The 26640-nt window shown below is 70.6% G+C and carries 25 protein-coding genes; 9 read left to right on the top strand and 16 right to left on the bottom strand.

Features of this window, described 5'->3' with window-relative positions; translation table 11 throughout:
• The first annotated feature begins 2 nt into the window (after positions 1 to 2).
• Positions 3 to 1952: an MFS transporter gene (locus tag PUT80_RS12735; protein ID WP_275292055.1), complete on the top strand. Its 1950-nt coding sequence runs from the start codon at positions 3 to 5 to the stop codon at positions 1950 to 1952.
• Here PUT80_RS12735 and PUT80_RS12730 read toward each other — a convergent pair.
• From PUT80_RS12730 to PUT80_RS12680, 11 genes are all read right to left on the bottom strand, one after another.
• Positions 1949 to 2773: a CoA ester lyase gene (locus PUT80_RS12730; RefSeq protein WP_275292054.1), complete on the bottom strand. Its 825-nt coding sequence runs from the start codon at positions 2771 to 2773 to the stop codon at positions 1949 to 1951. The genes PUT80_RS12735 and PUT80_RS12730 overlap by 4 nt on opposite strands.
• A complete protein-coding gene (locus PUT80_RS12725; protein WP_238605827.1) occupies positions 2770 to 3978 on the bottom strand; it encodes a CoA transferase in 1209 nt (402 codons plus the stop codon). The genes PUT80_RS12730 and PUT80_RS12725 overlap by 4 nt, the downstream gene beginning before the upstream one ends.
• The gene (locus PUT80_RS12720; protein WP_275292053.1) at positions 3975 to 5924 is read right to left on the bottom strand and encodes an SUMF1/EgtB/PvdO family nonheme iron enzyme; all 1950 of its coding nucleotides are present in this window, start codon (positions 5922 to 5924) and stop codon (positions 3975 to 3977) included. The genes PUT80_RS12725 and PUT80_RS12720 overlap by 4 nt, the downstream gene beginning before the upstream one ends.
• A complete protein-coding gene (locus PUT80_RS12715; protein ID WP_275292052.1) occupies positions 5921 to 6814 on the bottom strand; it encodes a ribokinase in 894 nt (297 codons plus the stop codon). The genes PUT80_RS12720 and PUT80_RS12715 overlap by 4 nt, the downstream gene beginning before the upstream one ends.
• A complete protein-coding gene (locus tag PUT80_RS12710; RefSeq protein WP_275292051.1) occupies positions 6811 to 8130 on the bottom strand; it encodes an ADP-ribosylglycohydrolase family protein in 1320 nt (439 codons plus the stop codon). The genes PUT80_RS12715 and PUT80_RS12710 overlap by 4 nt, the downstream gene beginning before the upstream one ends.
• Positions 8127 to 9287 (bottom strand): ADP-ribosylglycohydrolase family protein, encoded by a 1161-nt coding sequence (locus PUT80_RS12705; protein WP_275292050.1) that lies wholly within the window; start codon positions 9285 to 9287, stop codon positions 8127 to 8129. The genes PUT80_RS12710 and PUT80_RS12705 overlap by 4 nt, the downstream gene beginning before the upstream one ends.
• A gap of 92 nt (positions 9288 to 9379) precedes the next feature.
• A complete protein-coding gene (locus PUT80_RS12700; protein ID WP_275292049.1) occupies positions 9380 to 10660 on the bottom strand; it encodes a sugar ABC transporter substrate-binding protein in 1281 nt (426 codons plus the stop codon).
• 38 nt (positions 10661 to 10698) lie between these two features.
• Entirely contained in the window at positions 10699 to 11526 is an 828-nt protein-coding gene (locus PUT80_RS12695) for a carbohydrate ABC transporter permease (RefSeq protein WP_275292048.1), read from the bottom strand.
• A 3-nt stretch (positions 11527 to 11529) separates the two neighbouring features.
• Positions 11530 to 12480, bottom strand: coding sequence for a sugar ABC transporter permease (locus tag PUT80_RS12690; protein ID WP_134661721.1), 951 nt, complete (start codon positions 12478 to 12480; stop codon positions 11530 to 11532).
• The gene (locus PUT80_RS12685) at positions 12477 to 13514 is read right to left on the bottom strand and encodes a LacI family DNA-binding transcriptional regulator (protein WP_275292047.1); all 1038 of its coding nucleotides are present in this window, start codon (positions 13512 to 13514) and stop codon (positions 12477 to 12479) included. Before PUT80_RS12685 ends, PUT80_RS12690 begins: the two co-directional genes overlap by 4 nt.
• Positions 13515 to 13816: 302 nt before the next feature.
• The gene (locus tag PUT80_RS12680) at positions 13817 to 14368 is read right to left on the bottom strand and encodes a TetR/AcrR family transcriptional regulator (RefSeq protein ID WP_134661719.1); all 552 of its coding nucleotides are present in this window, start codon (positions 14366 to 14368) and stop codon (positions 13817 to 13819) included.
• Between the two features lie 65 nt (positions 14369 to 14433).
• Here PUT80_RS12680 and PUT80_RS12675 point away from each other — a divergent pair, with 65 nt between their 5' ends.
• From PUT80_RS12675 to PUT80_RS12665, 3 genes are read left to right on the top strand one after another with little or no spacing between them, the layout of a single operon-like run.
• The gene (locus PUT80_RS12675; RefSeq protein ID WP_275292046.1) at positions 14434 to 15195 is read left to right on the top strand and encodes an ABC transporter ATP-binding protein; all 762 of its coding nucleotides are present in this window, start codon (positions 14434 to 14436) and stop codon (positions 15193 to 15195) included.
• Positions 15196 to 15243: 48 nt separating this feature from the next.
• Positions 15244 to 16572 (top strand): FtsX-like permease family protein, encoded by a 1329-nt coding sequence (locus tag PUT80_RS12670; protein ID WP_275292045.1) that lies wholly within the window; start codon positions 15244 to 15246, stop codon positions 16570 to 16572.
• 24 nt (positions 16573 to 16596) lie between these two features.
• Positions 16597 to 16923 carry a putative quinol monooxygenase gene (locus tag PUT80_RS12665; RefSeq protein ID WP_275292044.1) on the top strand — a complete coding sequence of 109 codons (327 nt, stop codon included), beginning with the start codon at positions 16597 to 16599 and terminating at the stop codon, positions 16921 to 16923.
• Between the two features lie 75 nt (positions 16924 to 16998).
• Here PUT80_RS12665 and PUT80_RS12660 read toward each other — a convergent pair whose 3' ends face one another.
• From PUT80_RS12660 to PUT80_RS12650, 3 genes are all read right to left on the bottom strand, one after another.
• A complete protein-coding gene (locus PUT80_RS12660; protein ID WP_275292043.1) occupies positions 16999 to 17310 on the bottom strand; it encodes a transcriptional regulator in 312 nt (103 codons plus the stop codon).
• Positions 17297 to 17794 (bottom strand): hypothetical protein, encoded by a 498-nt coding sequence (locus PUT80_RS12655; protein WP_275292042.1) that lies wholly within the window; start codon positions 17792 to 17794, stop codon positions 17297 to 17299. The genes PUT80_RS12660 and PUT80_RS12655 overlap by 14 nt, the downstream gene beginning before the upstream one ends.
• Before the next feature lie 571 nt (positions 17795 to 18365).
• Positions 18366 to 19391, bottom strand: coding sequence for a LacI family DNA-binding transcriptional regulator (locus tag PUT80_RS12650; RefSeq protein WP_275292041.1), 1026 nt, complete (start codon positions 19389 to 19391; stop codon positions 18366 to 18368).
• Between the two features lie 138 nt (positions 19392 to 19529).
• Here PUT80_RS12650 and PUT80_RS12645 point away from each other — a divergent pair, with 138 nt between their 5' ends.
• Genes PUT80_RS12645 through PUT80_RS12635 form a run of 3 tightly spaced genes read left to right on the top strand, consistent with a single transcriptional unit; the run spans position 19530 to position 24525 of the window.
• Positions 19530 to 20864 (top strand): MFS transporter, encoded by a 1335-nt coding sequence (locus PUT80_RS12645; protein WP_275292040.1) that lies wholly within the window; start codon positions 19530 to 19532, stop codon positions 20862 to 20864.
• A gap of 26 nt (positions 20865 to 20890) precedes the next feature.
• The gene (locus PUT80_RS12640; protein WP_134727387.1) at positions 20891 to 22948 is read left to right on the top strand and encodes a hydantoinase/oxoprolinase family protein; all 2058 of its coding nucleotides are present in this window, start codon (positions 20891 to 20893) and stop codon (positions 22946 to 22948) included.
• Entirely contained in the window at positions 22945 to 24525 is a 1581-nt protein-coding gene (locus PUT80_RS12635; protein WP_134661710.1) for a hydantoinase B/oxoprolinase family protein, read from the top strand. Before PUT80_RS12640 ends, PUT80_RS12635 begins: the two co-directional genes overlap by 4 nt.
• Before the next feature lie 36 nt (positions 24526 to 24561).
• Here PUT80_RS12635 and PUT80_RS12630 read toward each other — a convergent pair whose 3' ends face one another.
• Positions 24562 to 24972: an NUDIX domain-containing protein gene (locus PUT80_RS12630; protein ID WP_275292039.1), complete on the bottom strand. Its 411-nt coding sequence runs from the start codon at positions 24970 to 24972 to the stop codon at positions 24562 to 24564.
• 73 nt (positions 24973 to 25045) lie between these two features.
• Here PUT80_RS12630 and PUT80_RS12625 point away from each other — a divergent pair, with 73 nt between their 5' ends.
• Complete coding sequence (locus PUT80_RS12625; protein ID WP_238605840.1) at positions 25046 to 25531, top strand: HAD domain-containing protein; 486 nt, start codon at positions 25046 to 25048, stop codon at positions 25529 to 25531.
• A 111-nt stretch (positions 25532 to 25642) separates the two neighbouring features.
• On the opposite strand, the gene PUT80_RS12620 is transcribed toward PUT80_RS12625, so the two are convergent.
• Entirely contained in the window at positions 25643 to 26131 is a 489-nt protein-coding gene (locus PUT80_RS12620; protein ID WP_343076880.1) for an endonuclease V, read from the bottom strand.
• On the opposite strand from PUT80_RS12620, the gene PUT80_RS12615 reads away from it, so the two are divergent.
• On the top strand, positions 26106 to 26639 hold the full coding sequence (locus PUT80_RS12615) for an AAA family ATPase (protein ID WP_275292038.1): 534 nt from the start codon (positions 26106 to 26108) through the stop codon (positions 26637 to 26639). The two genes, PUT80_RS12620 and PUT80_RS12615, sit on opposite strands and share 26 nt — an antisense overlap.
• Position 26640 lies beyond the last annotated feature (1 nt).

Below are 26640 nucleotides of genomic sequence, written 5' to 3'. Positions count from 1 at the left end.
CCGTGCACGCTTCGCCTTCATCCGAGCCCGATCCGCAGCGCTGGCGCGCCTTGTGGGTGTGCCTCATCGCGGGGTTCATGACGCTGCTCGACGTCAGCATCGTCAACGTCGCGCTGCCCTCGATGGAGCACGGGATCGGCGCGACGCCCGCGGATGTCTCGTGGGTCGTGTCCGGCTACGCGCTCACGTTCGGGCTCGCGCTGGTGCCCTCGGGGCGGCTCGGCGACGACTACGGGCGCCGCCGGATGTTCCTGCTCGGGCTGGCGTTGTTCGTGGCGACCAGCGTGCTCTGCGGGGCCGCGCCGAACGCGACCTGGCTCGTCGTCGCGCGGCTGGGGCAGGGCGTCGCGGGCGGGTTGCTGAACCCGCAGATCATCGGACTGATGCAGCAGCTGTTCTCCGGGCGCGAGCGCGGTAAGGCGTTCGGCGCGTTCGGGGCGACGGTCGGGCTTTCCACCGCGATCGGGCCGGTGCTCGGCGGGTTGCTGATCCAGGGCATCGGCGTCGACCAGGGGTGGCGCTGGGTCTTCTACGTCAACCTGCCGATCGGGATTCTCGCGATCCTGTTCGGGCTGCGGCTGCTGCCCAAGGACGCGCGCAGCGGCCGGAAACGGACGCCGGACCTGGTCGGCAGCGTGCTGCTCGGCGTGGCAGTCGTGCTGGTGATGCTGCCGCTGATCGAGGAAGAGGAACAGGCGGCCGCGCCGCGCTGGTGGCTGATGGGCGTCGCGGCCGGGCTGCTCGTGCTGTTCGTGCTGTGGGAGCGCTGGCTCGGCAACCGCGGCAAGCAGCCGCTGGTGAACCTGAAGCTGCTGACCGTGCGCAGCTACTCGATGGGCTCCGCGCTCGGCATGGTCTACTTCGCCGGATTCACCGGGATTTTCCTGGTCCTGACGCTCTTCTTCCAGCAGGGCCTCGGCTACACGGCGCTGCAGGCTGGCGCGGCGATGCTCGCGTTCGCGATCGGCTCGGCGATCTCGCCGACCATCGGCGGGCGGCTCGTGCACCGGTTCGGCAGGCCGATGGTCGTGCTCGGCACGCTGCTCGTGGCGATCGGGCTCGCCGCGACCGCGTGGCTCGTCCGCGACTACTCCGGCGCGAACACCGCGTTCGTGCTGGCCGGGCCGTTGTTCGTCGGCGGGTTCGGCAGCGGGCTGGTGATTTCGCCGAACTCGACGCTCGCTCTGGAAGAAGTCCCGCCCGCGGAAGGCGGCACCGCGGCCGGCGTGCTGCAGACCGGTCAGCGGATCGGTTCCGCGGTCGGCACCGCGCTCGGCGGGTCGCTGTTCTTCGGCGAGCTCGGGCGTTCGCACGGGGACTACCACTCCGCGACCGCGCTCGGGCTGATCGGGTCGACCGCGCTGGTCGGGCTCGCGTTGCTGTTCGGCGTCGTGGACATCCTGCTGTCGCGGACGCGCAAACGCCGCAGCGCAACGCAAAGCGCGCCTCCCGCGGCGATTTCCGGTGCGGTGAGCGGCCTCACGCCCGCGGAAACCGCGGCTGTTTCGTTGACGTCCCTGGAGACCCACGAAGTACGCCGCACCACCACCGGCGCGGACAACACGTTCGCGCTGGACGCCCCGGCGGGCTCGTATCTGCTGCTGGTCCAGGCGGGCGGCCGGGAGCCGGTGGCTCGCCATGTCCAGGTTGGCGCCGAGCCGGTGCGCGAGAACGTCGAACTGGCGCGGTCGGTCCGGCTCACCGGCACCGTGCACGCGGTCCGGGGTCCGTTCCCGGGCGCGCAGGTCGCAGTGCTGGACGCGAAGGGCCAGGTCCAGCGCGTCACCGTGACAGACGAGGCGGGCCACTACACCGTCGAGGACCTGTTCCCCGGCGAGTACACCGTCGTCGTGACCGGATATCAGCCGGTCGCGGAACCGGTGCAGCTGACGACCGAGGGCCCGGCCCGCTTCGACCCGTTGCTGCGCTTGGTTTCCGCGGACAAGGCCTAGTCGGAGACGAGCGCCAGCACCGCCAGGGCCTGGTCCCGCATCGCGACGTCCAGGAACGTCCCGTCGGCGAGCGCGATCGCGCCCACCCCGGCCTGAGTGGCACCGTCCATTCGGGACAGCACCTCCCGCGCCCGCGCGACCTCCTCCGCCGTCGGCAGGAACGCCGCGCGGATCGTCGGCAGCTGCATCGGATGGATCGCCGTGCGGCCGCGGAAGCCGAGCGCCCGCCCGGCCCGGCAGCTCTCCGCCAGGCCGTCGAGGTCGCGGACGTTCGCGTACACCGACATCGCCGGCGGGGGCAGCCGCGCGGCGCGGGCGGCGTTCACGATCCGGCTGCGCGCCCAGGTGAGCCCGGCTTCGTCAGCGAGCCGCAGGTCGGACCGCAGATCCGCCTCGCCGAGCCCGAGCGACGCCGTCTGCGGGGAAGCGAGCGCGATCTCCAGCGCCCGCTCCACCCCGAGCGCCGACTCGATCAGCGGGTGCAACTCCCGCCCTGGCAAGGCATCGGCGTGCGACCGGACGTCGAGCGAACTCTCGACCTTCGGCAGCCGCGCGCCCACCCACGCCGGCAGCGCGGCGACTGCGGCCACGTCCGCCGCGTGCCACGGCGTGTCCGGGTGGTTGATCCGCACCTGCACCGGCCGCGACGCGGGCACCTCGGCCAACAGCCGCATCGCGTTGTCCCGTGCGGCGTCTTTCTGTGCGGGAGCGACGGCGTCTTCGAGGTCGACCAGCACGACGTCGGCGTCCGAGGCGAGGGCTTTGGCCACGCGGTCGGGCCGGTCGGCGGGGACGTAGAGCAGGGTCAGCGCGGGCGTCATACCGCTCCCTCCGCCCGAAGCTCAGCAATCCGCGACGCCGTGAAGCCCAGCGAACCGAGCACCTCGTCGGTGTCCGCGCCGTGCGGACGTCCGGTGAAGCCGATGACGCCGTCGTTGTCCGACAACCGGAACAGCGGCCCCTGCATCAACGTCGTGCCCAGCTCCGGGTCCTCGATCTCGTGGATCGTGCCCAGCGCGCGGAACTGCGGGTCGGCGACAATGTCGGCCGCGTCGTAGATCGGCGCGACCGCCGCCTGCGCTTCCTCGAAGGCCGCCACGACCTCGTCCCGCGTGTGCTGCGCGATCCAGCCGCCGACGGCCTCGTCCAGCACGTCCGCGTGCGCCGCCCGGTCCGCGCCGGTCGCGAACCACGGCTCGTCCGCGAGTTCCGGACGGCCGACCAGCCGGACCACGCGTTCCGCGATCGACTGCGCCGACGTCGACACCGCCACCCATTGCCCGTCGCTCGTGCGGTAGGTGTTGCGCGGCGCGTTGTTCGTGGACCGGTTGCCGGTGCGCGGCTGGACCGTGCCGAGCTGGTCCCATCGCGTGATCTGCGGTCCGAGCATGGCGAGAATCGGCTCGATGATCGCGACGTCCACGACCTGGCCGCGACCGCTGGCGGTCCGCCCGGCGAGCGCGACCATGATCGCGTACGCGGTGGCCAGCGACGCGACCCCGTCGGCGAGACCGAACGGCGGCAGCGTCGGCGGCCCGTCCGGTTCGCCGGTGGCCGCGGCGAATCCGCTCATCGCCTCGGCGAGCGTGCCGAAACCGGGGCGCGGGGAGTACGGCCCGAACTGGCCGAAACCGGTCACCCGCGCGAGAACCAGCCCGGGGTTGCGCGCGGACAGCTCCTCGTAGCCGAGCCCCCAGCGTTCGAGTGTGCCCGGCCGGAAGTTCTCGATCACCACGTCCGCGGTTTCGGCGAGCGCCAGGAACACCTCGCGCCCGCCGTCGCTGCTCAGGTTCGCCGTGACGGTGCGCTTGTTGCGCCCCAACGTCTTCCACCACAGGTTGACGTCGCCCTTGGCCACCCCGTGCGTGCGCGACGGGTCCGGTCGCGACGGGTGCTCGACCTTGATCACCTCGGCGCCCATGTCGCCGAGGTGCATCGCGGCCATCGGACCGGCGAACAGCGTCGACGCGTCCACCACCCGCAGCCCGGCCAGCGCCCCGGCGGACGCCTCCCTCGACACGGTCATCGCGTCACGTCCCACGCACAGCGGAAGCCGACCGTCGCGCCACGCGCCAGCCCCAGCCCGGGCAGCAGTAGCTTCACGCTGTAGCCCGGCGCGTGCCGTCCGCCCTCGACGTACCACTCGGAACCCTCGGCGCGGTAATCGCTGCCGCCCTTGAGCATCACGAACCGGGTCCTCCCGTCGGAGTGTTCGCTTTCGGTCCAGTTCCACACCGCGGGCGTGCCGCGCCGCAGCCCGCCGGTCTCCCCGGCGAGCTGCCATTCGTCCTCGGTCGGCAACCGGCCGCCGCGCCACGCGCAATACGCCCGGGCGTCGTCGAGGTCCACAAAGGTCACCGGCTCGTCCGGGGCGAGAGGACGGCCCTCGGCCCAGTGCGCGAGGAACCGGTGCGGCTCGACCGGCTGATACCCGGTAGCGGCAAGGAATTTCGCGAACTCGCCGTTCGTCACCTCGGCAGCGGCGACCGCGACCGGCGACGCCAGCGAACCGTCGCGTTGCAGCGTCCGGGCGTCGTGCAGCCGAGGCGGCAGCGGCTTCCACTCGTCCACATACGGCGCGCCCTGGTACATCCCGGTCTCGCGGCCGCGGTACCGGACCGTCAGCACATACGGCCCGGCAGGCACCACGACCGCGTCGTCCTCGGGTGTACCGTTCGTCGGCTGCGGCTGGACCCGCGACGCGAGCCGATGCGGGAAACGCGCGTCCGGATCGTGCGGGAGCGTCGCCACTTGAGACAGCCACGAGGGCTCCGCCGCGCCATCGGCGACCCGCAGCAACGCCGAAATGCCGCGCGCGGGCACGCGTCCGTCGGCGAACAGATCGATCACCGGACCGTCTACAACAGACCCGAGGTAGTCCGAGTCCGAGCGGTTCACGACCGTCCACAGTGTCCAGTCGCCGAGTTCCCAGCGCGACGCGTAAACCCCGGCAGCTTCGGCCTCGGGCGTCAGCGGCGCCAACGGCGTCCACTCGCCCTCGCGCAGCAGTTCACCCGCCGCACGCTGCACGGACACCATCCGGCGCACCGTCGCCGCGTCTCGCTGTGACCATCCGACCCAGACGCCGAACACGACTTCCCACACCATCACGCCGACGCCGTTCAGCCACGCCGACTGCAGCTCCTCGGTGTGGTCGCGGTGCCATCGCCGCACGTGGTGCTGCATGTGCCGCCGCTCGTACCAGTGCGAACGCAGCACGCCCGGCACCGGTGAATCGGCGAAGAACTGCGCCCACGACGCCGAATGGTCCTCGATCCGCTCGACCGGCAGCTTCGATTCGCCCTCCAGCACGACCCCGGGCCGCGCGCGTTCGAGCTGCTCGACCAGCGCGGGGTCAGCCTTCTTCAAGGTGTCCAGGAAGACGCCGTCCGCGCCTAAATCGGCCAGCACCGCGGCCAGTTCCGCGGCGTCGTCCTCGCCGCGGCGCGTGCCGACGTCCCACGGGTTGTAGTCCACGAACACCCGCACGCCCGCCGAGTGGAACACCTCGACCAGTTCGCGGAGACCGGGCACGTCGCGGTAGAAGTCCCACTGGTTTCGGTCGTCGAGACCGATCACCGGGTACGCGTGCCACAGCACGACCGCGTCGAGGCCGCCGAACCGCTGGTGCGCGTCGGCGAGGAACCGCTCCGGCGTGAACCGGTGCTCCTCGAACGAATACAGCAACTCGTCCCACAGCCATACCTGCGCGACCGTGTGGCATCCGGCGGCCCACGCGGCCTCCGGCCGGTCGTAGGCGCGGCCGTGGTAGCTGTGCCGCTCGTGCGCGTCGGCACGCCACTGCCGCAGCCGGGCGCGCCATTCCGGCCGGTCGGCGGGATCCGCCGGGCCGACGAAGATCTTGGCCTCGTCCAGCGCCGCGAGCTGCCCGGGGGAGAGCGGCGCGCCGAGCGGGACCTCGGTCGGCCGGTCGATCGGGCGCGGGACGAGCGGGTCGAACACGTACGTCATCGGGCGTTTCCTCCGGCCGCGAACTCGGCGACCTCTGCGACGGTCGGGACAGCGGATTGCGCGCCGGGCCGGGTGACGGCGAGCGCTGCGGCGGCCCCGGCGCGTTCGGCGGCTTCGCGGAGCGGACGCCCCTCGGCGAGCGCCGCCGCGAGCACGCCGCAGAACGTGTCCCCGGCACCGGTGGTGTCCACCGGGGACACTCGGAAGCCGGGCAGGTGCACGATTTCCTGCTCAGCGACAACACAACCGGCCGCGCCGAGCGTGATCACCACGGCGGGTGCGCGCTGCTGCAGAATCCGGGCCAATTCCTCCGGCGCACCGGACGCACCCGCCAGGTCGGCCGCCTCGTGCTCGTTGACCACCAGCACGTCGAGATCGAGCTCTGGCAGCGGCCGGGACGGCGCGGCGTTGAGCACCATCCGGGCGCCAGCTCGCCGGGCCGCGGCGGCAGCGGTCACGGCTTCGAGCGGAATCTCCAGTTGCGCGAGCACGACGTCCGCCGCGGCGATCCGCTCCAGTTGCTGCCCGGCGAGCGAGAGCCGCGAGTTGGCCCCGGGCGCGACCACAATGGAGTTCTCGCCGTCCGGCGACACCATGATGAACGCGGTCCCGGTCGCACTGTCCACTCGCGACACCAGGTCCGTCCGCACCCCGGTGTTGGTCAGCGACGCCAGCAGAAAGTCCGCGCCGTCGTCCGGCCCGAACGCGCCGAGGAACGTCGTCTCCGCGCCACCGGCGAGCGCCGCGGCGACCGCCTGATTGGCTCCCTTGCCACCCGGACTGCGCCGCAAATCCCCGCCGAGGACGGTCTCGCCCGCGCCCGGATGCCGCGGAACGTCGACCACCAGATCGACATTCGCCGACCCGACCACGACCACTCGCCCGGTCATCGCGGCACCCCGGCCGTCCGTGCCGCGAGGTCGGTGATCCGCTGCTCGCCGCCGGGCAACGACGTCGCGATCCGGTTGTCGAGCGGCTTCGTCCACTGCTCGCCGATCCCGTCGACCCCCACCAGCGCACCCACCACGCCGCCGACCGTCGCGGCCGCGGAATCCGTGTCCCAGCCAGCCGTGACAGCGAGCGAGATGCTCTGCCCGAAGTCGCCATCGCCGCGGGCCAGCGCGTACGCGATCACCGCCGCGTTGTTCAGCACGTGCACCCAATGCAGGTCGCCGTAGCGAGCATGCAACCGGTCCAGACCGTCTTCGTGGGCAGCAGCCTCCCGCCCGAACCGCACGGCTTCGGCAAGCCGACTTTCCGGCGGCAGAACGGTTTCCGCCGCATCGAGGACACTGTGGACGGAGTCGCACACCATCGCCGCCGACGCGAGCGCAGCCGCCCACATCGCGCCGTAAATGCCGTTCCGGGTATGGCTGAGCCGCGCGTCCGCCCACGCGAGCCGCGCGGCACCGCGGACGTCGCCGGGGGAGACCCAGCCGAAGACGTCGGTGCGGATCAACGCGCCGATCCACTCGCGGAACGGGTTGAGGTGCGTCGCGGTCTCCGGCACCGGTCGCGCGTCCAGCAGGTTCCGGTATGCGGCGCGCTCGGCGGTGAACACCCGCCCGGCCGGAAGCTGCTCCAGCCAGAGCTGCGCGACGTCGTCGGCGGTGAACTCGCGGCCGTGCCGTTCCAGCAGCGTGAGTGCGAGGATCGGGTAGTTGAGGTCGTCGTCCTCCGGCATCCCGGAGATGTTCTCCTCCAGCGAAGTCGGCGCCGACCGGCGGTTCCACGGCCACCGAGCCCCGACGTCGTCCGGCAGGCCGACCGCGGTGAACCAGCGGTCCAGCGGCCAGCGTCCGGTCGCGCGCAGGATCTCCTCGATGCCCTCGCGCGGGATCTTCTCCACCGGCTTGCCGAGCAGGCAACCCGCCGCCCGGCCGGTCCACGCGCCGAGCGCGCGGTCCGCGGCGGGAGCCGGGAGCACCGGCGCGGGCGGGAGCAGCGCGACGATCTCGTCCCATCCGTCGGGCTCGTGCGGCGCGGGCGGGCAGGGGAGCGCGGCCAGTTCGTCCAGCAGCGTCCGGGCCAGCGCCCGCAACGCTGGGGGCGCCGGCCGCGGTCCTGCCCCGCTCACCGCGGGCACCGGATCACCGCCGGCGGCGATCCAGCGCTCCCGCACCGAGGTCACGTCCTTGCCCTCCACAGTGGACTGGACGAACTCGTGCGCGAGCAGGTCTTCGGGCTGCGCCCAGGTCAGCCTCATGCCGCGGCCAGCGCGTCGAGGGCGGCGAGCCGCGCCTGGACCCGCGCGCGGTCGGCCTTGACGATGTCCGTCGCGGCCGAAGCGAGCAGCCGCCCGGTCTCGCGCAGGTCCATCTTGCTGGCCTCGCCGATCGGGTCGATCCACTCGTCCGGCACCGAGGCCGCCCCGCCGAGACCGGCGCAGAGCGCACCCGCCATCGACGCGATCGAATCGGCGTCCCGGCCGTAGTTCACCGAAGCCAGCACCGCACCGCGGTAATCGCCCTGATGGCCCAGTACAAACCCCAGCGCGGCAGGCAATTCCTCGATCGCCTTGGTCCGCGACGGCCGCCGCGCGTCCATCGACATCTGCCGGTACTCCGGCCCGACCGAATCGAACGGCGCCACCACCTCGCGGATCTTCCGCGCGAGCGCACGCTCTTCGTCGTCGGTCTTGGGCGCGGCGTTCCACCCCTGGAAGGCGTCGACCACCGCCCGCATCGCCGCCAACGTCCCGTCGTGCGACACCGCGAGCGCAGCCTGCACGACGTCGTCGATCGAGGCACCCGGCGCGACCGCAGCGGCGACCATCGCGGCCAGCACCCCGGCGGCCTCCCGGCCGTAGCTCGACTGGTGCGGCGCGGTCAGGTCGATCGCCTCGGCGTACGCGGCCTGCGGATCGCCCGGGTTCACCACCCCGACCGGTGCGATGTACATCGCCGCACCGCAGTTCACGATGTTGCCGACGCCCGCCTCCCGCGGGTCCACATGCCCGTAATGCAGCTTCGCGACGATCCACTTCTCAGCGAGGAAAACCCGCTGCAGCAACAGCGCCGTCGACTCCAGCTCCGGCACCCAGCGCGGTTCGCCGATCATCAGCGGCACCAGGTCCTCGGCCATCGAGTACGCGTCGAGGTGCGCGCGGCGCTTCGCGTACACCTCCACGATCGCGCGGGTCATCAAGGTGTCGTCGGTGATGTGCCCGTCGCCCTTGTGATACGGCGCGATCGGGCGCGCGTCCCGCCAGTTCGGGTACCACGGCGGGACGATCCCGGTCACCCGGCCGCCGTGGCGCTCCTCGATCTGCTCGGGCGTCCACCCTTCGGTCGCGCCGCCGAGCGCGTCCCCCACTGCCGCGCCGGTGATCACTGCCACCGCGCGGTCCTCCAGCCAGGTCACCGGCTTGTCCCTTCATTCCCCGGCACGGGCATGCGGCCCGCGCCTGTCGTGCGCGCCGGGACCTGAGCAAGAGTCCGGCCCCGGCGCGGCGGTCACTTGCCGACGCTCTTCCAGCCGTCCTTCAGCTGCTGCGCCAGCGTGTTCTCGTCGATCTGGTTCGCCAGGAAGCGCTGGTAGGCAGGCGTCGCGACGGTGTCCTTCCACTGCGCGTACTTGCCGGCGAACAGATACGGCGCCGAGGTGAGGTACTTGCCCGAGGCTAGGATGGTGCTCCAGCCCTTCTTGGCGCCGAGCTTCTTGTCCAGCGCTTCGCGGGCGGAGTTGCTCGCCGGGATCAGCGTGTCGGCCTCGTTGAGCGCGGCGAGGTTCTCGGTGCTGGTGAAGAAGTCCAGGAACTTCGCGGCCTGCTCGACGTGCTTCGAGTCCTTGTTGACCGACAGCGTCTGCGGGTTCGCCGCCTGCGCCGGGCCGGCCGGACCCGCGATGGGCGGCAGCGCGACCCAGTCGAGGTCCTTCGGCGCGTCCTTCTCGATGTTCGCCGCCTGGTAGGAGCCCTGGACGGTCATCGCGACCTGGCCCGCGTAGAACGGGGCCAGCGCCTTGCCGCCGGACTGGGTCAGCGTCACCGGCAGGATCGAGTGGTCCGTCGCGTTCATGTCGTGCACCAGCTGCGGCAGCGCCATTTCGCCCTGGCCGACGGTGATCTGCGCCTGATCGCCGGTGCCCTCGAAGTACTTGCCGCCGAACGCCGGGGCCATCGCCACGAACGTCGCGGTCGGGCTCGACAGGCCCCAGCCCAGGCCGTACTTGCCGTCCTTCGTGGCGGTCTTGGCCATCTGGCGCAGCTGGTCCCAGGTCATCGTCTCGCCGGTCGGGAGCTGCGCGCCGGACTGCTCCAGCAGCTTCTTGTTCGCGAAGACCACATAGGACTGCAGCTCGGTCGGGTAGGCGACGACCTTGCCGTCGACCGTCACCGAGTCGAGCACGCCCTTCGGGATGTCCGCGCGCTTCTGCTCGGACAGGTAGGGGGAGAGGTCGGCGAGGTAGCCGTCGGTCGCGAACGGGCCGATCCCGGCCGCCTCGTAGTGCACGATGTCCGGCGCGGTGCCCGCGTTGAACTGGGTGATCAGCTTGTCGTAGGCGCTGTCCCAGCCGGCCTGGACGACCTTCACCTGCGTGTCCGGATGCGCCTGGTTCCACGCCCCGACGATCTTGTTCGTGGCGGCGATCGCGGCGGGCTGGTCAGACAGGGACTGGAACGTGAGGGTGACCGGCCCGCCGTCCCCGCTGTCCCCGCCGCTGCCGCCGCACGCGGCGGCGAGCAGGCTGGTGAGGGCGAGGCTGGCGGCGACTGCCGCGCGTCGTGTCTTCATCGACCGACCTTTCGAACTGTTTCCGATGGGGTTGGGGCTCATCCCTTCACCGCCCCGGCCATGAGGCCGCCGGTGAGCCGCTTCCGCAGGAGGCTGAAGAAGGCGATGCTCGGGATCGCCGCGAGCACCGCGCCCGCGGCCAGCGGACCGAGGGCGACCTTGCCCTCGCCGCCGATGAACATGGTCAGCGTGATCGGCAGCGTGTAGTTCTCCGGCGTCTGCAGCAGCACCAGCGCGAAGAAGAACTCGTTCCACGACGACACGAAGCTGAACATCGCCGTCGCGACCACACCGGGGGCCAGCAGCGGGAACACGATGGTGCGCAGCACGGTGAACCGGTTCGCGCCGTCCATCGCCCCGGCCTCCTCGAGTTCCACCGGGATTGCCGCGACGTAGCCCTGCAGCATCCACAGCGCGAACGGGAGGATGTAGGTGGTGTGCACGAGCGTCAGCCCGACGAGGCTGTCGGCGAGACCGAGCGTCCGCAGCACGAGGAACAGCGGCAGGATCACCAGCACCACCGGGAACACCTGGCTGACCAGGATCCAGGTGACGCCCGCGACGCGCAGCTTGCCCGTGAGCCGCGCCAGCACGTAGGCCGCGGGCACCGAGATCAGGATCGCGAGCACGGTGCTGGCCAGCGCGACCAGCAGGCTGTTGAACGCCGAATGCAGCAGGCCCTGGCGGGAGAGCGCCTCGCCGTAGTTGTCCCAATGCCATTCGCTCGGGATCAGGTTGACCGACAGCGAGTTCAGCTCCGCCGACGACTTCACCGACGCGGAAATCAGCCACAGCAGCGGAAAACCGAGGAACAGCAGGTACAGCACGAGAGCCAGGTACTGCGCGGGGCGCACGGACCAGCGCATGGATCACCGCCCCCTTTCCGGGCGGTCGCCGCGGAACTGCGACCGCAGATAGATCGCGAGCAGCGCGACGACCACGATCACGAGGACCAGCCCCATCGCGGCGGCGTAGCCGATTTCGCGGTTCTTGAACGCTTCGAGGTAAACGAACAGCACCGGGACCATGGTTTTGCCGCCCGGGCCGCCCGCGGTGAGCACGTAAACGAGCGAGAAGGAATTGAAATTCCAGATAAAATTGAGGGAAGTGATCGAACTGACGATCGGGCGCATGCTCGGCCAGGTCACCGCGGTGAACCGCCGCCACGCCCCGGCTCCGTCCACCGCTGCCGCCTCGTGCAGTTCAGCCGGGATCTGTTGCAGGCCAGCGAGAAGCGTCACGGTGGTCTGCGGCATGCCGACCCAGACGCCGACCACGATCACCGCGGGCAGCGCGGTGTTGAAATCGCCGAGCCAGTTGATTCCGTCCGGCAATCCGATGCTGCCGAGGAACGCGTTGAGCGGACCGCCGTTGGCCGAGTAAATCATTTGCCACATGATCGCGACGACCACCGGCGGCATTGCCCACGGAATGAGCGCGAGCACCCGCGTGAGGCCCTGGAGTTTGAGACCGGAATTGAGCAGCAGCGCGAGACCCATCGCGGCGGCCAGCTGCAGGACGGTCACCCCGACCGTCCAGATCAGACCGATCCGGAGCGAATCCCAGAACAGCGAGTTCCCGCCGAGGCGGACGAAGTTGTCGATCCCGGCGAAGCCGAAGTCCGGATGCCGCACCAGACGGGTGTCGGTGAAGGCGAGCACGATGCCGATCACCAGCGGGGCCACCGACAGCACCAGGATCGGGATCAGCGACGGCATCACCAGCGCGATCGCCTCGCGCCGGCGGGTGCGGGCCTGGGTGGTCTTCTTCGGGCGCGGCGGGGGAGCGGGGGCGACCCGCGGCTGTGTCGCGGTGGTCATTCTGCGTCCTCCGCGGTCTGGTCCGGAGTGGATTCCCGAGTGGATTCCCGGACGAACAGCTCGGTCCCGACCGAGATCTGCTGCGCCGGAGCCTCCGCGTCGTCGGTGAGTCCGAGCATGAGCCGGGCGGCGGCGCGCCCGCGCTCGGCCGAACCGAGGGACACGCTGGTCAGCCGGGGCAGGAAAACCTGCCCGAGCTCGGTGTCGTCCATCCCGGTGACGGCGACGTCGCGCGGGATGCTGAGCCCGAGTTCGTGGGCGGCGCGGATGGCTCCGATGGCGAGCAGGTCGTTGGCGGCGACGATGGCGTCCGGCCGTTGTGGACGGTCGAGCAGCTTCCGCGCCGCCTCGATCCCCGCTGCGACGGTGAAATCGGCGGCGACCTCGACGTCCGTCTGCGCGGCGAAGTCCTTTGCGGACACTGCCGCGTCGAACCCGCGCTGGCGCGAAGAGCCCGGCGTGGTGTCGAGCGGCCCGTTGAGGAACCCGATCCGGCGGCGGCCCAGCGAAACCACGTGCTGCACCGCCGCGCCGATCCCGGCCGCGGAATCGGTGGAGACCGAACTGATCCCGCGGTCGCTCATCGCCCGGCCGATCACCACGACCGGCACCGGGGCCCGGCCGATCTGCTCGATCAGCTCGTCGTCGGTGCGCAGCGGGATCACGATCATCCCGTCGACGAACCCGCCGTGCAGGCTGTGCATGAGCTCGGCGGTCGACGCCGCGGTGTCCCCGGTGGACATCACCACGACCCGGTACCCGTGCGGCGCCAGGACCTCGTGGATGCCGCGCATGATCTCGACGTAGACCGGGTTGCCGATGTCCGCCACCGCGAACGCGATCTGCGACGTCTTCTTCAGCCGCAACGACCGCCCGATCGCGTCCGCGCTGTACCCGAGCTCCGCCGCGGCGGCCCGCACGCGCTCGACCATCGCCTTGCTCGCGCCGGACCCGTGCAGCGCGCGCGAGGTCGAAGCCAGCGACACGCCGGCGCGCTCGGCCACCTGGATCAGCGTGGCTCGGGTTGACGTCATCGTCCCTCCCAGTCGGACACAGCTACAGCGGCGGAAACCGCTGTTGGAAACGTTTCCAAGCTACGCTCTGGATGGTTTGGAAACGTTTCCAAGCGGTGGCGGAATCATGTCACCCGGATGGCTGACGTGTCAACGGAGCAGCCGCGGGGGCGGGGATCCGTGACGTCAGCGTGATGTGCGGCGGCGCGACGATCGGCCGCGGCTCCGCGCGGGGCGAACTCGGCTGCGGACGGCGGGATTTCCTCGGCCAGTTCGGGTTATTTGCCTTGCTGGTCGCCGACGAGACCCGCGTTTGCTCCGGTTTAGACCGATCGCCAGTCGGCGCGGACGACGTCCGCCGCCGAGGGAGCGTTCTCCGGATCGGTCAGCCACTGCAACGCGGTCCCGACGAGCAGCGAGTAGTAGTGCGCGCCGATCGCGTGGACGTCCTTCGGGTCGGCGTCCGGTCCGAGGTCGCCGAAGGCCTTCGCGAGCGAGACGCGCGCCTGTTGCTGGCCCTCCGCGTTGATCTTCCGGATCGTTTCGTCGTGCTGTAGGTAGCTGACGCTCTCGAAGTTCACGAACCACAGTTCGCGGTGCTCCTGAATGGACTCGATGATCCGCGCCCAGCGACGCTCCGGCCCGGCTTTCTCGTCGTCCGGGTCGGAGAGAACGGCGAACAGCAGCTCGCCCCACTCCGCGTTGAGGTCCTGCAGCGCCTGCGTGAGCAGCTGTTCTTTCGACCCGAAGTGGTAGTTGATCGACGCCTGGTTCGCCCCGGAGGCGGCGACGAGGTCGCGCACCGTAGTGCGCGCGTAACCGGCCTTGAGGAGGCATTCCCGGGCGGCGGTGATCAGGTTCTCGCGGTGTCCCACGCGTGCTACCGTATCAGGTAAACGTTCGTTTTAAACGAGCGTTCATAACTCTGGGAGGACTCGAGATGACCGCACCCGCGATCCGCACCCGGCGGCTGCGCTGCCGCTTCGACGGCGAAGGCGGTCCGGTCGACGCACTGCGGGGCGTGGACCTGGACGTTCCGCGCGGTGCTTTCGCCGCGATCATGGGCCCGTCGGGCTCAGGGAAAACCACGTTGCTGCACTGTGCGGCCGGTCTGCGCACCCCGACGGAGGGGACCGTCGAACTGGACGGCACGGATCTGTCCACTTTGGATGAACCGCGGCTGGCGGAACTGCGCCGCCAGCGGATCGGTTTCGTGTTCCAGCAGTTCAACCTGCTGCCCGCACTGACCGCGGAGGAGAACATCGAACTGCCGCTGCGGTTGGACGGCCGCGCTCCGGACCGGCAGCGCACTGCGGCGTTGCTGGCGCAGGTCGGCCTCGCGCAGCGCGGGGGACACCGGCCGGGGCAGCTTTCCGGCGGTCAGCAGCAACGGGTGGCCGTGGCCCGGGCGCTGGTGACGGACCCGGAGGTGGTGTTCGCCGACGAACCGACCGGCGCGCTGGACATCCGCAGCGCGCGGGAAGTGCTGGGCCTGCTTCGGCATCTGGCGGACCGGGGACAGACGATCGTGATGGTGACGCACGACCCGGTGGCCGCGTCTTATGCCGACGCGGTCCTGTTCCTGGCCGACGGCCTGGTGGTCGACCAGCTGGCCCGGCCCACCGCGGCGGCGGTGGCGAACCGGATGGCGGTGCTGGTCGAGTCCGCGGAGCGAGCCGCGAATGCCGTGGGTGCTCGGTGATCCGGCGCGAATGTCCGGTGACCACAGCAAGATCGAAGGGGGATTGACATGCTGAGACTGGCTCTACGGCTCTTCGGCCACCATCGGGCCGCCGCGGTGGCCACCGGTCTGGTCGCGCTCGTCGGGATGGCGCTCGTGGTCGCGATGACCGCCCTGCTCGGAACCGGCCTCTCCGGCGGCACCGCCGCTGCCGATCGGGGATTCCTCACTCAGTTCCCGCTGATCCTGGGCGGCTGGGTGGTGGCGATCGTCGTGTTCGCGATGGTGTCGACGATCGGCGTCACGCTCGCCGGGCGGTCCGGCGAGATCGGCGGATTGCGGCTGATCGGTGCGGCGCCGCGGCAGATCCGCGTGCTCGTTTCGATGGAAACCCTCGCGATCACCGCCGCGGCCGCGCTGCCTGGGTTGGGGCTCGGCTACCTGCTCGGGCTCCTGCTGCTGACCGGCGTGCGGTCGACCGGGCTCACCTCGCCGCGTACGTCGTACGCACCTGGCATCGGGCTGCCGCTGATCGGCGTCGCGGTGGTGCTGCTGGCCGGAGTCCTCGCCGCGTGGATCGGCAGCCGCGGCCCGGCTCGGCGGAGCCCGGTGGAAGAGGTATCGTCCGGCCCGCGCCGGGCCAGGTCGGCGCGGCCGCGGCGGATCTCCGCGATGGTGTTGCTGGCAGCGGGTTTCGGCTCGGCAAGCGCGGTACTCGCCCTGCCTGCCGACAGCATCGCGACCACCGGCCTGACCGGTCCGGCCGTAGTGCTGTGCTCGATCGGGTTCGCGATTCTTGCCCCGGAACTGATCGCCGTGGCCAACCGGATCGTCGGCCGGCTCTCGCGCGGGGCGAAGAACGCCGAGGCGCACCTGGCGGGCGTGAACCTGCGCGCGGCTCCGGAACGCGCCCGTCCGATCGTCACTTTCCTGACGCTGCTGGTCGGCGTTTCGGCGGGCACGCTCGCCATGCAGGGCATCGAAAACCAGCACAGCGTCCCGGGCAGCACCGCCGAGGTGCTGGCGTCGATCAACTACCTGGTGGTCGTCCTGATCTCGCTGTTCATGGCGATCGCGCTGACCAACAACCTGGTGGCCGCGATCGGCGACCGGCGGACGGAGTTCGCGACGCTGTCGCTGATCGGCTCGACCGTCCGGCAGGTCCGCGGCATGCTCCTGCGCGAAACCGCCGCCGCGGCCGGGCTGGCGATCGTCGTCGCGGTCGTGGGCTCGGTGCTGTGCGTGCTGCCGTTCTCGATCGTCAAGACGGGCAGTCCGGCAGCCGCGTTCAGCCTCTGGCCGTTCCTGGCGAGCGCGGTGTTCGGGGGAGGAGTGGTCCTACTGGTGACGGCTTTGGCCGGGGCACGGGTGATTCGCGCCGCAGCGGTCGCTGAGTAGCCGGTCGCTTGCGATACTCGGGGCATGATCTTGATCGTCCTCAAAGCACAGATCCGTCCCGAGAAGCGAGCCGAGTGGCTGGAAGGCATCGAGCGCTACACCGCGAACGTGCGGAGCGAACCGGGCAACGTCTCGTTCGACTACTACCAGAACGGCGGCGACGAGAACGAGTTCGTCCTGGTCGAGGTCTTCGCCGACAGCGCCGCCGGGGACGCGCACGTCGCGACCAAGCACGCGCAGGAGTTCTTCCCGTTCATGTCGACGGTCGTCGCGAAGAAGCCCGAGATCAACTACCAGAACCTCGACGGTGCGGCCTGGTCGGAAATGGCCGAGGTCACGCCGGTGGACTAGCCGGACGGCCGATCGCGGTGGCCAGCAGGTCGCCGCGATCGGCCGTTTACTCCACAGTGGACACTTCAGGGAGACTCAGCCGCGGCGTTCCGCCCGCCGCGACTGCTCGACGATCTGATTCAGGGCCGCGACATGCGCACGCAGCGCCTGGTGCCCGGAACCGCTGAGGTTGAGCCAAGTTCGCGGCCGTTTGCCCACGTACCCCTTTTTGACTTCGACGTATCCGGCGTTGGCCAGGTTCGCGATCTGCTTGGACAGCGCGGAATCCGACAGCCCGGCCGAGTCGCGGACCCAGCTGAACTCCGCCCACTCGGTCCCGGACAGCAGTGCCGCGATGGACAGCCGGGTGGGGTCCAGCAGGAGCGGATCCAGATCAGGCATGGCCATGCGGTGCGCCTCCCGAACGGCTGCGCCGGATCAGCGCGGCCAGCCCTCGCCGCAAGTGCTGCCCGAACCCGATCAGCACGATCGCCAGCACCGCGCCCAGGATCGTGTTCCCGTAAGGGATCTGCACGTGCAGCAGCGCCGGCGCGACGGCCGCCGCCACGCACACGAGGACGAAGACGAGCGCGATGGCGAACCTCGGCCGGATCGCGGACTTGTCCACTCGCACGCGGTGACCCAGCACCGCCGCACCTCGGCGGGTGCGCAGCATCAGCACGTAGCCCACGACGAGCACGGCCAGGACCAGGCCCTTCCACTCGGCGGCGCTGGGCAGGAAGTCCGCCGAAGCCAGATACAGGAAGACGACGAGCGCGAAGACGACGTCGACCCACTTCGCGCCCTGCAGTTCGTCCAGCGCCTGGTCCCTGCGGTGGTCGACGTCCCGCAACGCGCGGGCTGCCTCTTCCGGGGAGGGTTGCTCAGCCATGGCCGCCTCCTTGTCTGTCCGAGAGTACTTGCCTGAGGAGAAAGTACCCCGCCACTTTCCTCTTAGGCAAGTACTGGCTTGGCGGGGAACAGCGTTGGGCTGGCGCGGTTCGTCGTGGGTGCGGCTGCGGCTGACGTGCTGATGGGGTGCGCGCGGTCCCGGACCGGCGGCGGAAAGGCGGCCGCCAGGCTCGACCTGGCGAGTGCTGGATGCGATGCGAAAAGCGGCGGCGGGAACTGGCGGCTGCCAGGTTCGACCTGGCGAGTGCTGGACGCGCCTGGGGAAGCGCCGCTCATCTCGGCGGCGGGAACGGGCGGCCGCTGGGCTCGCGCGTGTTGGAGGTGCTGCGAAAACGGCGGTGGGAACTGGCGGCCGCCGGGCTCGACCTGGCGAGTGCTGGACGCACCGGGGAAAGCGCGGCTCATCCCGGCGGCGGAAACGGGCGGCCGTCGGGTTCGCGGGTGTTGGAGGTGCGGCGAAAGCGCGGCTCATCTCGGCGGCGGGAACTGGCGGCCGCCAAGCTCGCGACGGCTGGACGCGCGGCGAAAAGCGCGGCGTATCCCGTCGCGAGTCAGCCCTCGCGCCGAGTCGACCCCCGAAGCCGCAGTTCCGGAGTCAGGAACACCGGCCCCGCAGGCGTTTCGGCGCCCGACAACCGCGCCAGCATCAGGTCGACCGCGCGTTCGGCCAAAGCTTCGTGCGTCAGGTCCATCGCGGTGATCGGCGGGGTGCTCGTGCGGGCGTGTTCGCTGTCGGTCAGTGCGGCGAGCAGCAGATCGTCCGGGATGCGCAGGCCCTGTGCGGTCGCGGCGTCAGCGATGAGCGGAGCGAAATCGCTGGTCGCGACCACGATCGCGTCCGGTCGGTCCGGGCCGGACAGCAAGGGCTGCACCAGTTCGGGCACGTCTCCGGGGGTGAGGCCCTCGCTGAGCAAGGCGGTCCGCGGCGGCAGTGCGCGCCGTTTGCACCACGCGAGATAGGTTTCGCGCGGCCGCCGGTTCCAGGCGTTGTCCTCGGTACCGGACAGCAGCAGCACGTCGCGCGCGCCCTGGTCGTAGAGGTGGTCCAGCAGCGCTTCGACCACCGGCGGGTAGTCCAGCCGCACCGCCCACGGCAGGTCCGGCTGTTCCGGGTCCTCCTCGACGGTCACCACCGGCAGGCCGCGGCCGAGCAGTTCGGCGAGCGCGGTGTCGCCGCCGTAGGGGTGGGCCACGATGCAGCCGTCCATCGGCACGCTCGCCACCGCCGGGTCGTGCAGGTCGGGGACGTGGATCAGGCCGGTCTTGTGCCGCAGCATCTCGGTCGCGATCGACCCGACGAGCCGGTTGAACGTCTCGGCGCGGTCGGGCGTGCCGGCCACCGCGTAGCGCGGCCGCAGGATGAGCCCGACCAGCCCGGACCGGCCGGTGCGCAGCGAGCGCGCGTTCGGGTTCGGGTCGTAGCCCAGTTCCGCCGCGGCCTCGCGCACCCGCGCCTTGGTCGCCGCGGAAATGGGCCTGCGCCCGGAAAGCGCGTGCGAAACCGTGCTGATCGAAACCCCGGCGCGCTCGGCGACCTCCCGGATCGTCACCGGCCGTTTGCCGCCCTCGGTCTCCACCGTCGTTCCCCTTCGCGCTGCCTCCGGACGGCCCAGTATCGCCCACCGGCCGGCCCAGGAGGTCTTGACACCGCACCGGCGCGCGGGTTTGATGCCGCGAAAGCTCATCAAAACGTTTTGATGGTGATAGGAGGCGCCATGGCCGCCCCGCACGAGCCCGCCCCGCCCACCACCGCCGCGCCGACCGTCGGCGACGTCTGCACCGGGATGGGGCTGACCCGACGGCATTGGCTCGCCGGATCGGTGCTGTTCTTCGCGTTCGTCGTCGAAGCCTGGGAACAGGTCGGGCTGGTCTACGTCTCGAACGGGATCGCGGGCGAATTCGGCGTGGACAACACGAAACTGGGCTGGGCCCTGTCCGCGGTCGCGTTCGGCATGGTGCCCGGCGCGCTGCTGTGGGGCGGGCTGATCGACCGGCTCGGCCGCCGCCGCGTGACGGTCGCGAGCCTGCTGATTTACGCGGTCCTCGCGCTGGCGGCGGGACTTTCGCCGGCGTTCTGGCCGTTCGTCGTGCTGCGGTTCCTGTCCGGCGTCGCGTTCGGCGGGGTTTACGCGGTCACGTTCCCGTACTTCCTCGAACTGCTGCCGACCGCTCGCCGCGGCCAAGGCGCGGTTGCGCTCAGCATCGGGTTTCCGATCGGCACGCTGCTCTGCATCGGCGTGAGCCAGTCCCTCGGCACGATCAGCTGGCGTGCGGTCGCCGTTGTCGCCGCGCTCGCCGGGCTGTGGGCGTTCGCCGTGCTGCGCTGGGTGCCCGAATCGCCGTACTGGCTGGCGCGGCGCGGGCGGCACGCGGAGGCTGCCGCGGTGTTGCGAGGTCTCGGTGCGGAAATCCCGGCCGACACAACGTTTTCCGTCGAGGACGCCGACCGCAAGGCGGGCGCGGTGCGCAACCTGTTCCGTTCGCCGGTGCGCCGCCGGTTCCTGCCGATGCTGCTCACGTCGTTCACCTTCAGCTGGGGTTATTGGGGTTTGCAGACCTGGCTGCCGGTCCTGCTGCAGAACCGCGGGCTGAGCGTGTCCGGCGCGCTGTGGTTCGTCGCGGTGACGCAGGTGGTGTCCGTACCCGGCTATCTGCTCGCCGCGTGGCTGACCCGACGGCACGGGCGCAAGCGGATCTTCCTGCTCTTCGCGCTGGCCTCGGCGGTCGGCGGGGTGCTGTTCGGCCTCGCTACCGGTTCCACGCAGCTGTACGCGGGCAATCTGATCCTCGCGTTCTTCTCGCTCGGCGCCTGGGGCATCTGGAACACCTGGTCGGCCGAGGTGCTGCCGACCGGGCTGCGCGGCGTCGGCTACTCCTGGTCCACCTCGGCGATCCTGCTGGCGAACACCGTTTCGGTGCCGGTGATCGGCGCGATGATGGACCACGGGGTGGCTTCCTCGCTGACCGTCGCATCGATCGTCGCCTTCCTCGTCGTCGCGCTGCTCGCCGTCCTTCCGCTGCCCGAGACCGAGGGTCGCGCGCTCACCTGATTTCCCTTATCCGACAAGGAGTTCCCATGACCTACCGGGTCGCCATGGACATCGGCGGCACCTTCACCGACGTGGTCGTCCACGACGGCGCGACGCAGCGGCTGCGCGCGGGCAAGGTGCTCACCACCCCCGACGACCTCGCGCGCGGCGTTTTCGGCGCGCTGGAAGGGTTCGACCTGCCGTTCGCGGAGATCGAGTTCTTCGTGCACGGCACCACGCAAGGCCTGAACGCGCTGCTCGAACGGCGCGGCGCGAAGGTGCTGATCCTGACCACGAAGGGGATCGGCGACGTCTACCGGATCGCGCGCGGCAACCGGAACCGGCTGTTCGACCTGCATTACCGCAAGCCCGCCCCGCTCGTCGGCCCGGAAGCGGTCGCGGAGGTCGCCGGACGGCTCGACGCCACCGGCGCGGAGCTCGAACCGCTCGACGAGGACGCCGTGCGGCTGGTCGCGAAACGCGTGCGCGAAGAGGGTTTCGAGGCCGTCGCGGTGTGTTTCCTGTTCTCCTACCTGGATTCCGGGCACGAACGCCGGGCCGGGGAGATCCTGCGGGACGAGCTCGGCGACGACGCGCTGGTCGTGCTCTCCCACGAGGTCGCGCCGGAATGGCGGGAGTACGAGCGGACGTCGACTGCCGTGCTCGAGGCCTACACCGGCCCGTCGGTGCACCGCTATCTCGACCGCATCGAAGCGCGGTTCACCGAGAAGGGCCTGCACGTCCCGGTGCACGTCATGCAGTCCTCCGGCGGCCTGGTCAACGCGGGATTCGCGCGGCGGCATCCCTTGCAAACCCTGCTGTCCGGCCCCGTCGGCGGCACGATGGGCGGCGTCGCGGCGGCAAAGCTGCTCGGCCGTCCGGACCTGATCTGCGTCGACATGGGCGGGACCTCGTTCGATGTCTCCCTGGTCATGGACTACGCCGCCGACGTGTCGCCGGACGGCGAGGCGGAGGGTTTCCCGCTGCTGATGCCGCTGGTCAACCTGCACACCGTCGGCGCGGGCGGCGGTTCGCTCGCCTACGCCGAGGGCGACGCGCTGCGGGTCGGACCCGAATCGGCGGGCGCGGTGCCCGGTCCGGCGTGCTACGGGCGCGGCGGCACGCAGGCGACGGTCACCGACGCGAACTGCGTGCTCGGCCGGGTCGATCCCGAGTCGTTCGCCGGCGGCGGCATGCCGCTCGACCTGGACGCCGCGCGCACCGCCGTCTCGACGCTGGCGCAGCAGCTGAGCATGGACCCGATCGAGCTGGCGTCGGGGATCTGCGACGTCGGCAACGCCAAGATGGCGCAGGCGATCCGCACTCTGACCGTCGAGCACGGTCGCGAGCCGGGCCAGTTCGCGCTGCTCGCGTTCGGTGGAGCCGGACCGATGCACGCGGCGTTCATCGCGCAGGAAATCGGCATCACCGAGGTGATCGTGCCGCGGTTTCCCGGCGCGTTCTCGGCGTGGGGCATGCTGGAGGCGGACGTCCGGCGGGACTTCACCATGCAGTTCTTCGCCAACGGGGCCGAACTTGACACGCGCGCGTTGCGGGTGGCGCTCGATTCGCTGCGCGATCAGGCGCTGGAAGCGTTGCAGGAGCAGGGAATCCCCGAGGACCGGCGCTCGGTGACGCACGGCGTCGACATGCGGTACGAGAGCCAGGACTACACCCTGACGGTGCCGATCCTGGACGACGACCCGGTTGACAGCCCCGATTTCCTGCCCGCCGTCGAAGCGCGGTTCGCCGAGATCCACCACCAGCGGTACGGCCACGCGACCCCCGGCGCGCCCGTGCAGTTCGTGGCGCTCCGCACCACCGGACACGGCGTTGTCGACCGTTCTGCGGCGGCTGCCGAAGCGAGCGCCGAACGGCCGGATCCGGTGGTCCGCGACGTCGTCTTCGCCGGACAGCCAGTGCCCACCACGATCGTGGCGCGCTCGTCGCTCGCGCCCGGCAGCCGGTTGGCCGGACCCGCGATCGTGCACGAGGAAACCGCCACCACGGTCGTACCGCCGGACGCCGAACTCGCCGTCGACGACCGCGGCTTCCTGGTCGTCACCCTCGCGGCCGCCGGCCACCTGCAGGAGGAACACGCGTGAGCATCAGCCCCGTCACCACCGAAATCATCCGCTCGGCGCTGATCCAGGCAGCCGAGGACATGAACATGACCCTGATCCGGTCGTCCTACACGCCGACGATCTACGAGGGCAAAGACTGCGCCGTCGCGCTGCTGGACCGGAATCACCGCGTCCTCGGCCAGTCCTCGGGCCTGCCGATTTTCCTGGGGAACCTGGAGATCTGCACCAGCCACACCGAGGATCTGTTCGGCCCGGACGTCTGGCAGCCCGGCGACGTGTGGGTGCTCAACGACTCCTACATCGGCGGCACCCATCTCAACGACTGCACCGTGTACGCGCCGATTTTCGTCGGCGACGAACTGGTCGGCTTCGCGGCTTCCCGGGCGCACTGGATCGACATGGGTTCCAAGGACCCCGGCGGTTCGATGGATTCCACGAACATCTACCAAGAGGGCCTCCGGATGGGTCCGACGCGAATCGTCGCGGGCGGCGTCGAATGCATGGACATCCTGCGGTTGATCGAGACGAACGTGCGGTTTCCGTACGTGACCCTCGGGGACATGCGCGCGCAGATCGCCTGTGCCCGGATGGGCGTGCGGCGCCTCGGCGAGTTGTTCGCCCGCTACGGCGCGGAAACCGTCGACGCCGCGCGCGAGCAGATCTTCGCCCAGACCGAACGGCTGGAACGCGAACGGATCGCGGCGATCCCGGACGGCGAATACGAGGCGACCGGCTACCTGGACAACGACGCGATCGACCCGGACACGCCGCTGAAGGTGCGCGTGCGGGTCGTCGTCGAGGGCGAATCGATGACGATCGACCTCACCGACTGCGCCGACCAGGCGACCGGCCCGGTCAACTGCGGCCGCTCCCAGGCGATTTCCGCCGCGCGGGTCGGGTACAAGCTGCTGATCTCGCCGCAGGTGAGCCTGAACGGCGGTTCGTTCGCGCCGCTGGACGTCCAGGTCCGCGACGGGTCGATGCTCGGCGCGCGGGAACCGGCGGCGTGCCAGTACTACTACTCGAGCCTCGGCATGCTGATCGATCTCGTGGTGGCCGCGCTCGCGCCCGCGATGCCGGACCGCGTCGCCGCGGCCAGCTACGGCGATTCGATGATCGTGCAGTTCGCTGGCGACCACCCGCGGACGGGCGAGCCGTTCGTGACCCTGGAAGCGACCGTCGGCGGCTGGGGCGCCTGGGAAGGCGGTGACGGGGAGACGGCGCTGATCAACAACGTCAACGGCTCGCTGCGCGACCTGCCGGTGGAGGTGGTCGAAACGCTGTATCCGGTGCGGGTGAACGAATACCGCATCCGCACGGGCTCGGGAGGCGCGGGCCGCTGGCGCGGCGGGGACGGGGTGATCCGGGAGTACGTGATGGAAGCGGATCAGGACCTGTCGCTGTGGTGGGAGCGATCGGTGACCCCCGCGTGGGGCCTGTTCGGCGGGTCGTCCGGTGCGCCGCCGCGGGTGGTGCTGAATCCGGGGACGCCGGAGGCGCGGGAGATGTTGAAGGTGAACAGCCTTCGTGTACGGCGCGGGGACGTGCTGCGGTGCGAGTCCGGCGGGGGAGGGGGGTACGGGGTGCCGGAGGTTTAACGGGCGCTTTCCGCTCCAGGCGCGCGCGATGAGTGTCTAATGTGGAGCGTCCGCTAGCAGGCCGGTCTCGCGCAGGTGGTCGAAGATGACCTGGTCGACCGGGGACACCTGGCTCCGGTCGGCGTAGGTCAGCCAGACGATTTCCTCGATCTCGCTGCTGGGGGTCAAGGTGCCGCGGTAGTCGGCGGTGTAGCAGGTCATTCGGACAAGGGTGCCTGCTGCGTGGCCGTGCGCCTGGGCTTGGAAGTCGCCGAAATGCTTTGCGCTTTCGGGCGTGATGGCGACGGCGAGTTCCTCGTCGATTTCGCGGATGAGAGTCTGGAGATCGGTCTCGCCGGGTTCGCGTTTGCCGCCGGGGAGGTAGTAGACGTCCTTGCCTCGGGAGCGGGTGCTGAGGATCCGGCCCGCGTCGAACCGGATCCAGGCGATCTTGTCGATGACCGTCACGGGCATCCCTCCGTTCGCCGGTGAACGTAGCTGCGACGGTGATGCCGGTTCAACTGGATAAGCTGGCGCCGCGATGAAATCTCCCTTGGATCGCCGTTCGGTGCTCTTCCTTGACGTCGACGGAACGCTGCTTCCCTTCGGACCTGGCTGCGAGCAGCGCGAGGCGGATCCGCTGCGGCGGCTCGATTCCCGGTGGGGGATCCGGCTCGCCTCGCTGCCGGTCGAGCTGGTGTGGGCGACGACGTGGGAAGACGAGGCCAACACCGAGCTCGCGACTCGGCTCGGGCTGCCGCCGCTGCCGGTCGTGCGCTGGCCGGAGCGCTCGCCGGCGGAGGAGCGCGAAGACCAGTGGTTCGGCATGCACTGGAAGACCCGGACCTTGGTTGCCTGGGCCGACGGGCGTCCGTTTGTCTGGGTGGACGACGAGATCACCGACGGCGACCGGGAGTGGGTGCTCGCTCGGCATCCCGGCCGTGCGCTGCTGCACCGCGTCGAGCCAGGACGTGGTCTCGCGGAGGAGGATTTCGCGGTTATCGGCGACTGGCTGAAGGCAAGCTGAAAACTGGCGCTCAGCGTGGTGCCGCGGAGCGGCCGAGGCCGGTTTGGCGGACATACCGCGATGGCGGACACGGTCGCTCCGCGATGAACGCGAGTCGTTCGGGACTGTTCATCAGGCTTCGCCGCGGAGAGCTTCCGCGAGCGCGCGTCGGCACAAGGAATCCGCTCTGCGGGTCGTCTCCGGCAAGCGGTACTCCGGGGCCAGAGCCAGCGTCGCGTCGCAAGCCTCGGCCAGGCCGATCCGGTGGCCGACCGACACGAAGACCGGCTTGACGTCCGGGCGCGTGCGCAGGGCGCGGCCGACCACCTCCGTGCCGTCCAGCAGTGGTGACCAATCGCCGCGCAAGGGGCCGGGTTGGTTGTATGAGAAGGTGAACGGCGTTTTGGCGACTCCGGCAGTCGGGAGACCGGTCAGGACGCCGAGGTGGCTGGGCCAGACCCAGCCGGCGCGGGTGGATCCGGCTCGCTGTTCAGCCTGCTCATCGGCTTCGTCCTGCTGGTTGCCGCACGACGACGCAGGAAGCGAAGCTGAAAATCGTTGGCGGACCGGCGGTGAAAACGGCAGGGTCCGCGGTGTGACGATCTTCCTGGTGACCGGCATCCAAGCGGCGGGCAAGTCGACGGTGGCGCAGGCGCTCGCCGAACGGCTGCCGAAATCCGCGCACGTGCGCGGCGACGCGTTCCGGCGGATGGTGGTCAACGGCCGGGTCGAGATGGGCCCGGCCGACTCGCCCGCCGAGGCGGTCCGCCAGCTGCGGCTCCGGTACGCGCTCGCGGCGCGGGTCGCGGACGGGTACGCCGACGCCGGATTCACCGTGGTGCTGCAGGACATCGTGCTCGGCGAGCACCTGACCGAGATGGTCGGCGCGCTGCGCACGCGCCCGTGTTACGTCGTGGTTCTCGCACCGAGCGTCGAGGTGGTGGCGCAGCGCGAGGCGGCGCGGGGGAAGGTCGCGTACCAGCCGGGCGACACCGGGATCGCCGGGCTGGACGCGTATCTGCGGGAGAAGACCCCGCACCTCGGACTGTGGCTGGACACGTCGGAGCTGACCGTCGAGGAAACCGTGGCCGCGATTCTTGCCCGCGCCGAAGCCGAAGCGGCGGTCTGAC

Origin of the sequence: Amycolatopsis sp. La24 (assembly GCF_029087445.1) — a bacterium.
In the GTDB taxonomy this organism is placed as follows: domain Bacteria; phylum Actinomycetota; class Actinomycetes; order Mycobacteriales; family Pseudonocardiaceae; genus Amycolatopsis; species Amycolatopsis nivea.
This window is presented reverse-complemented; position numbering and strand designations above follow the sequence as displayed.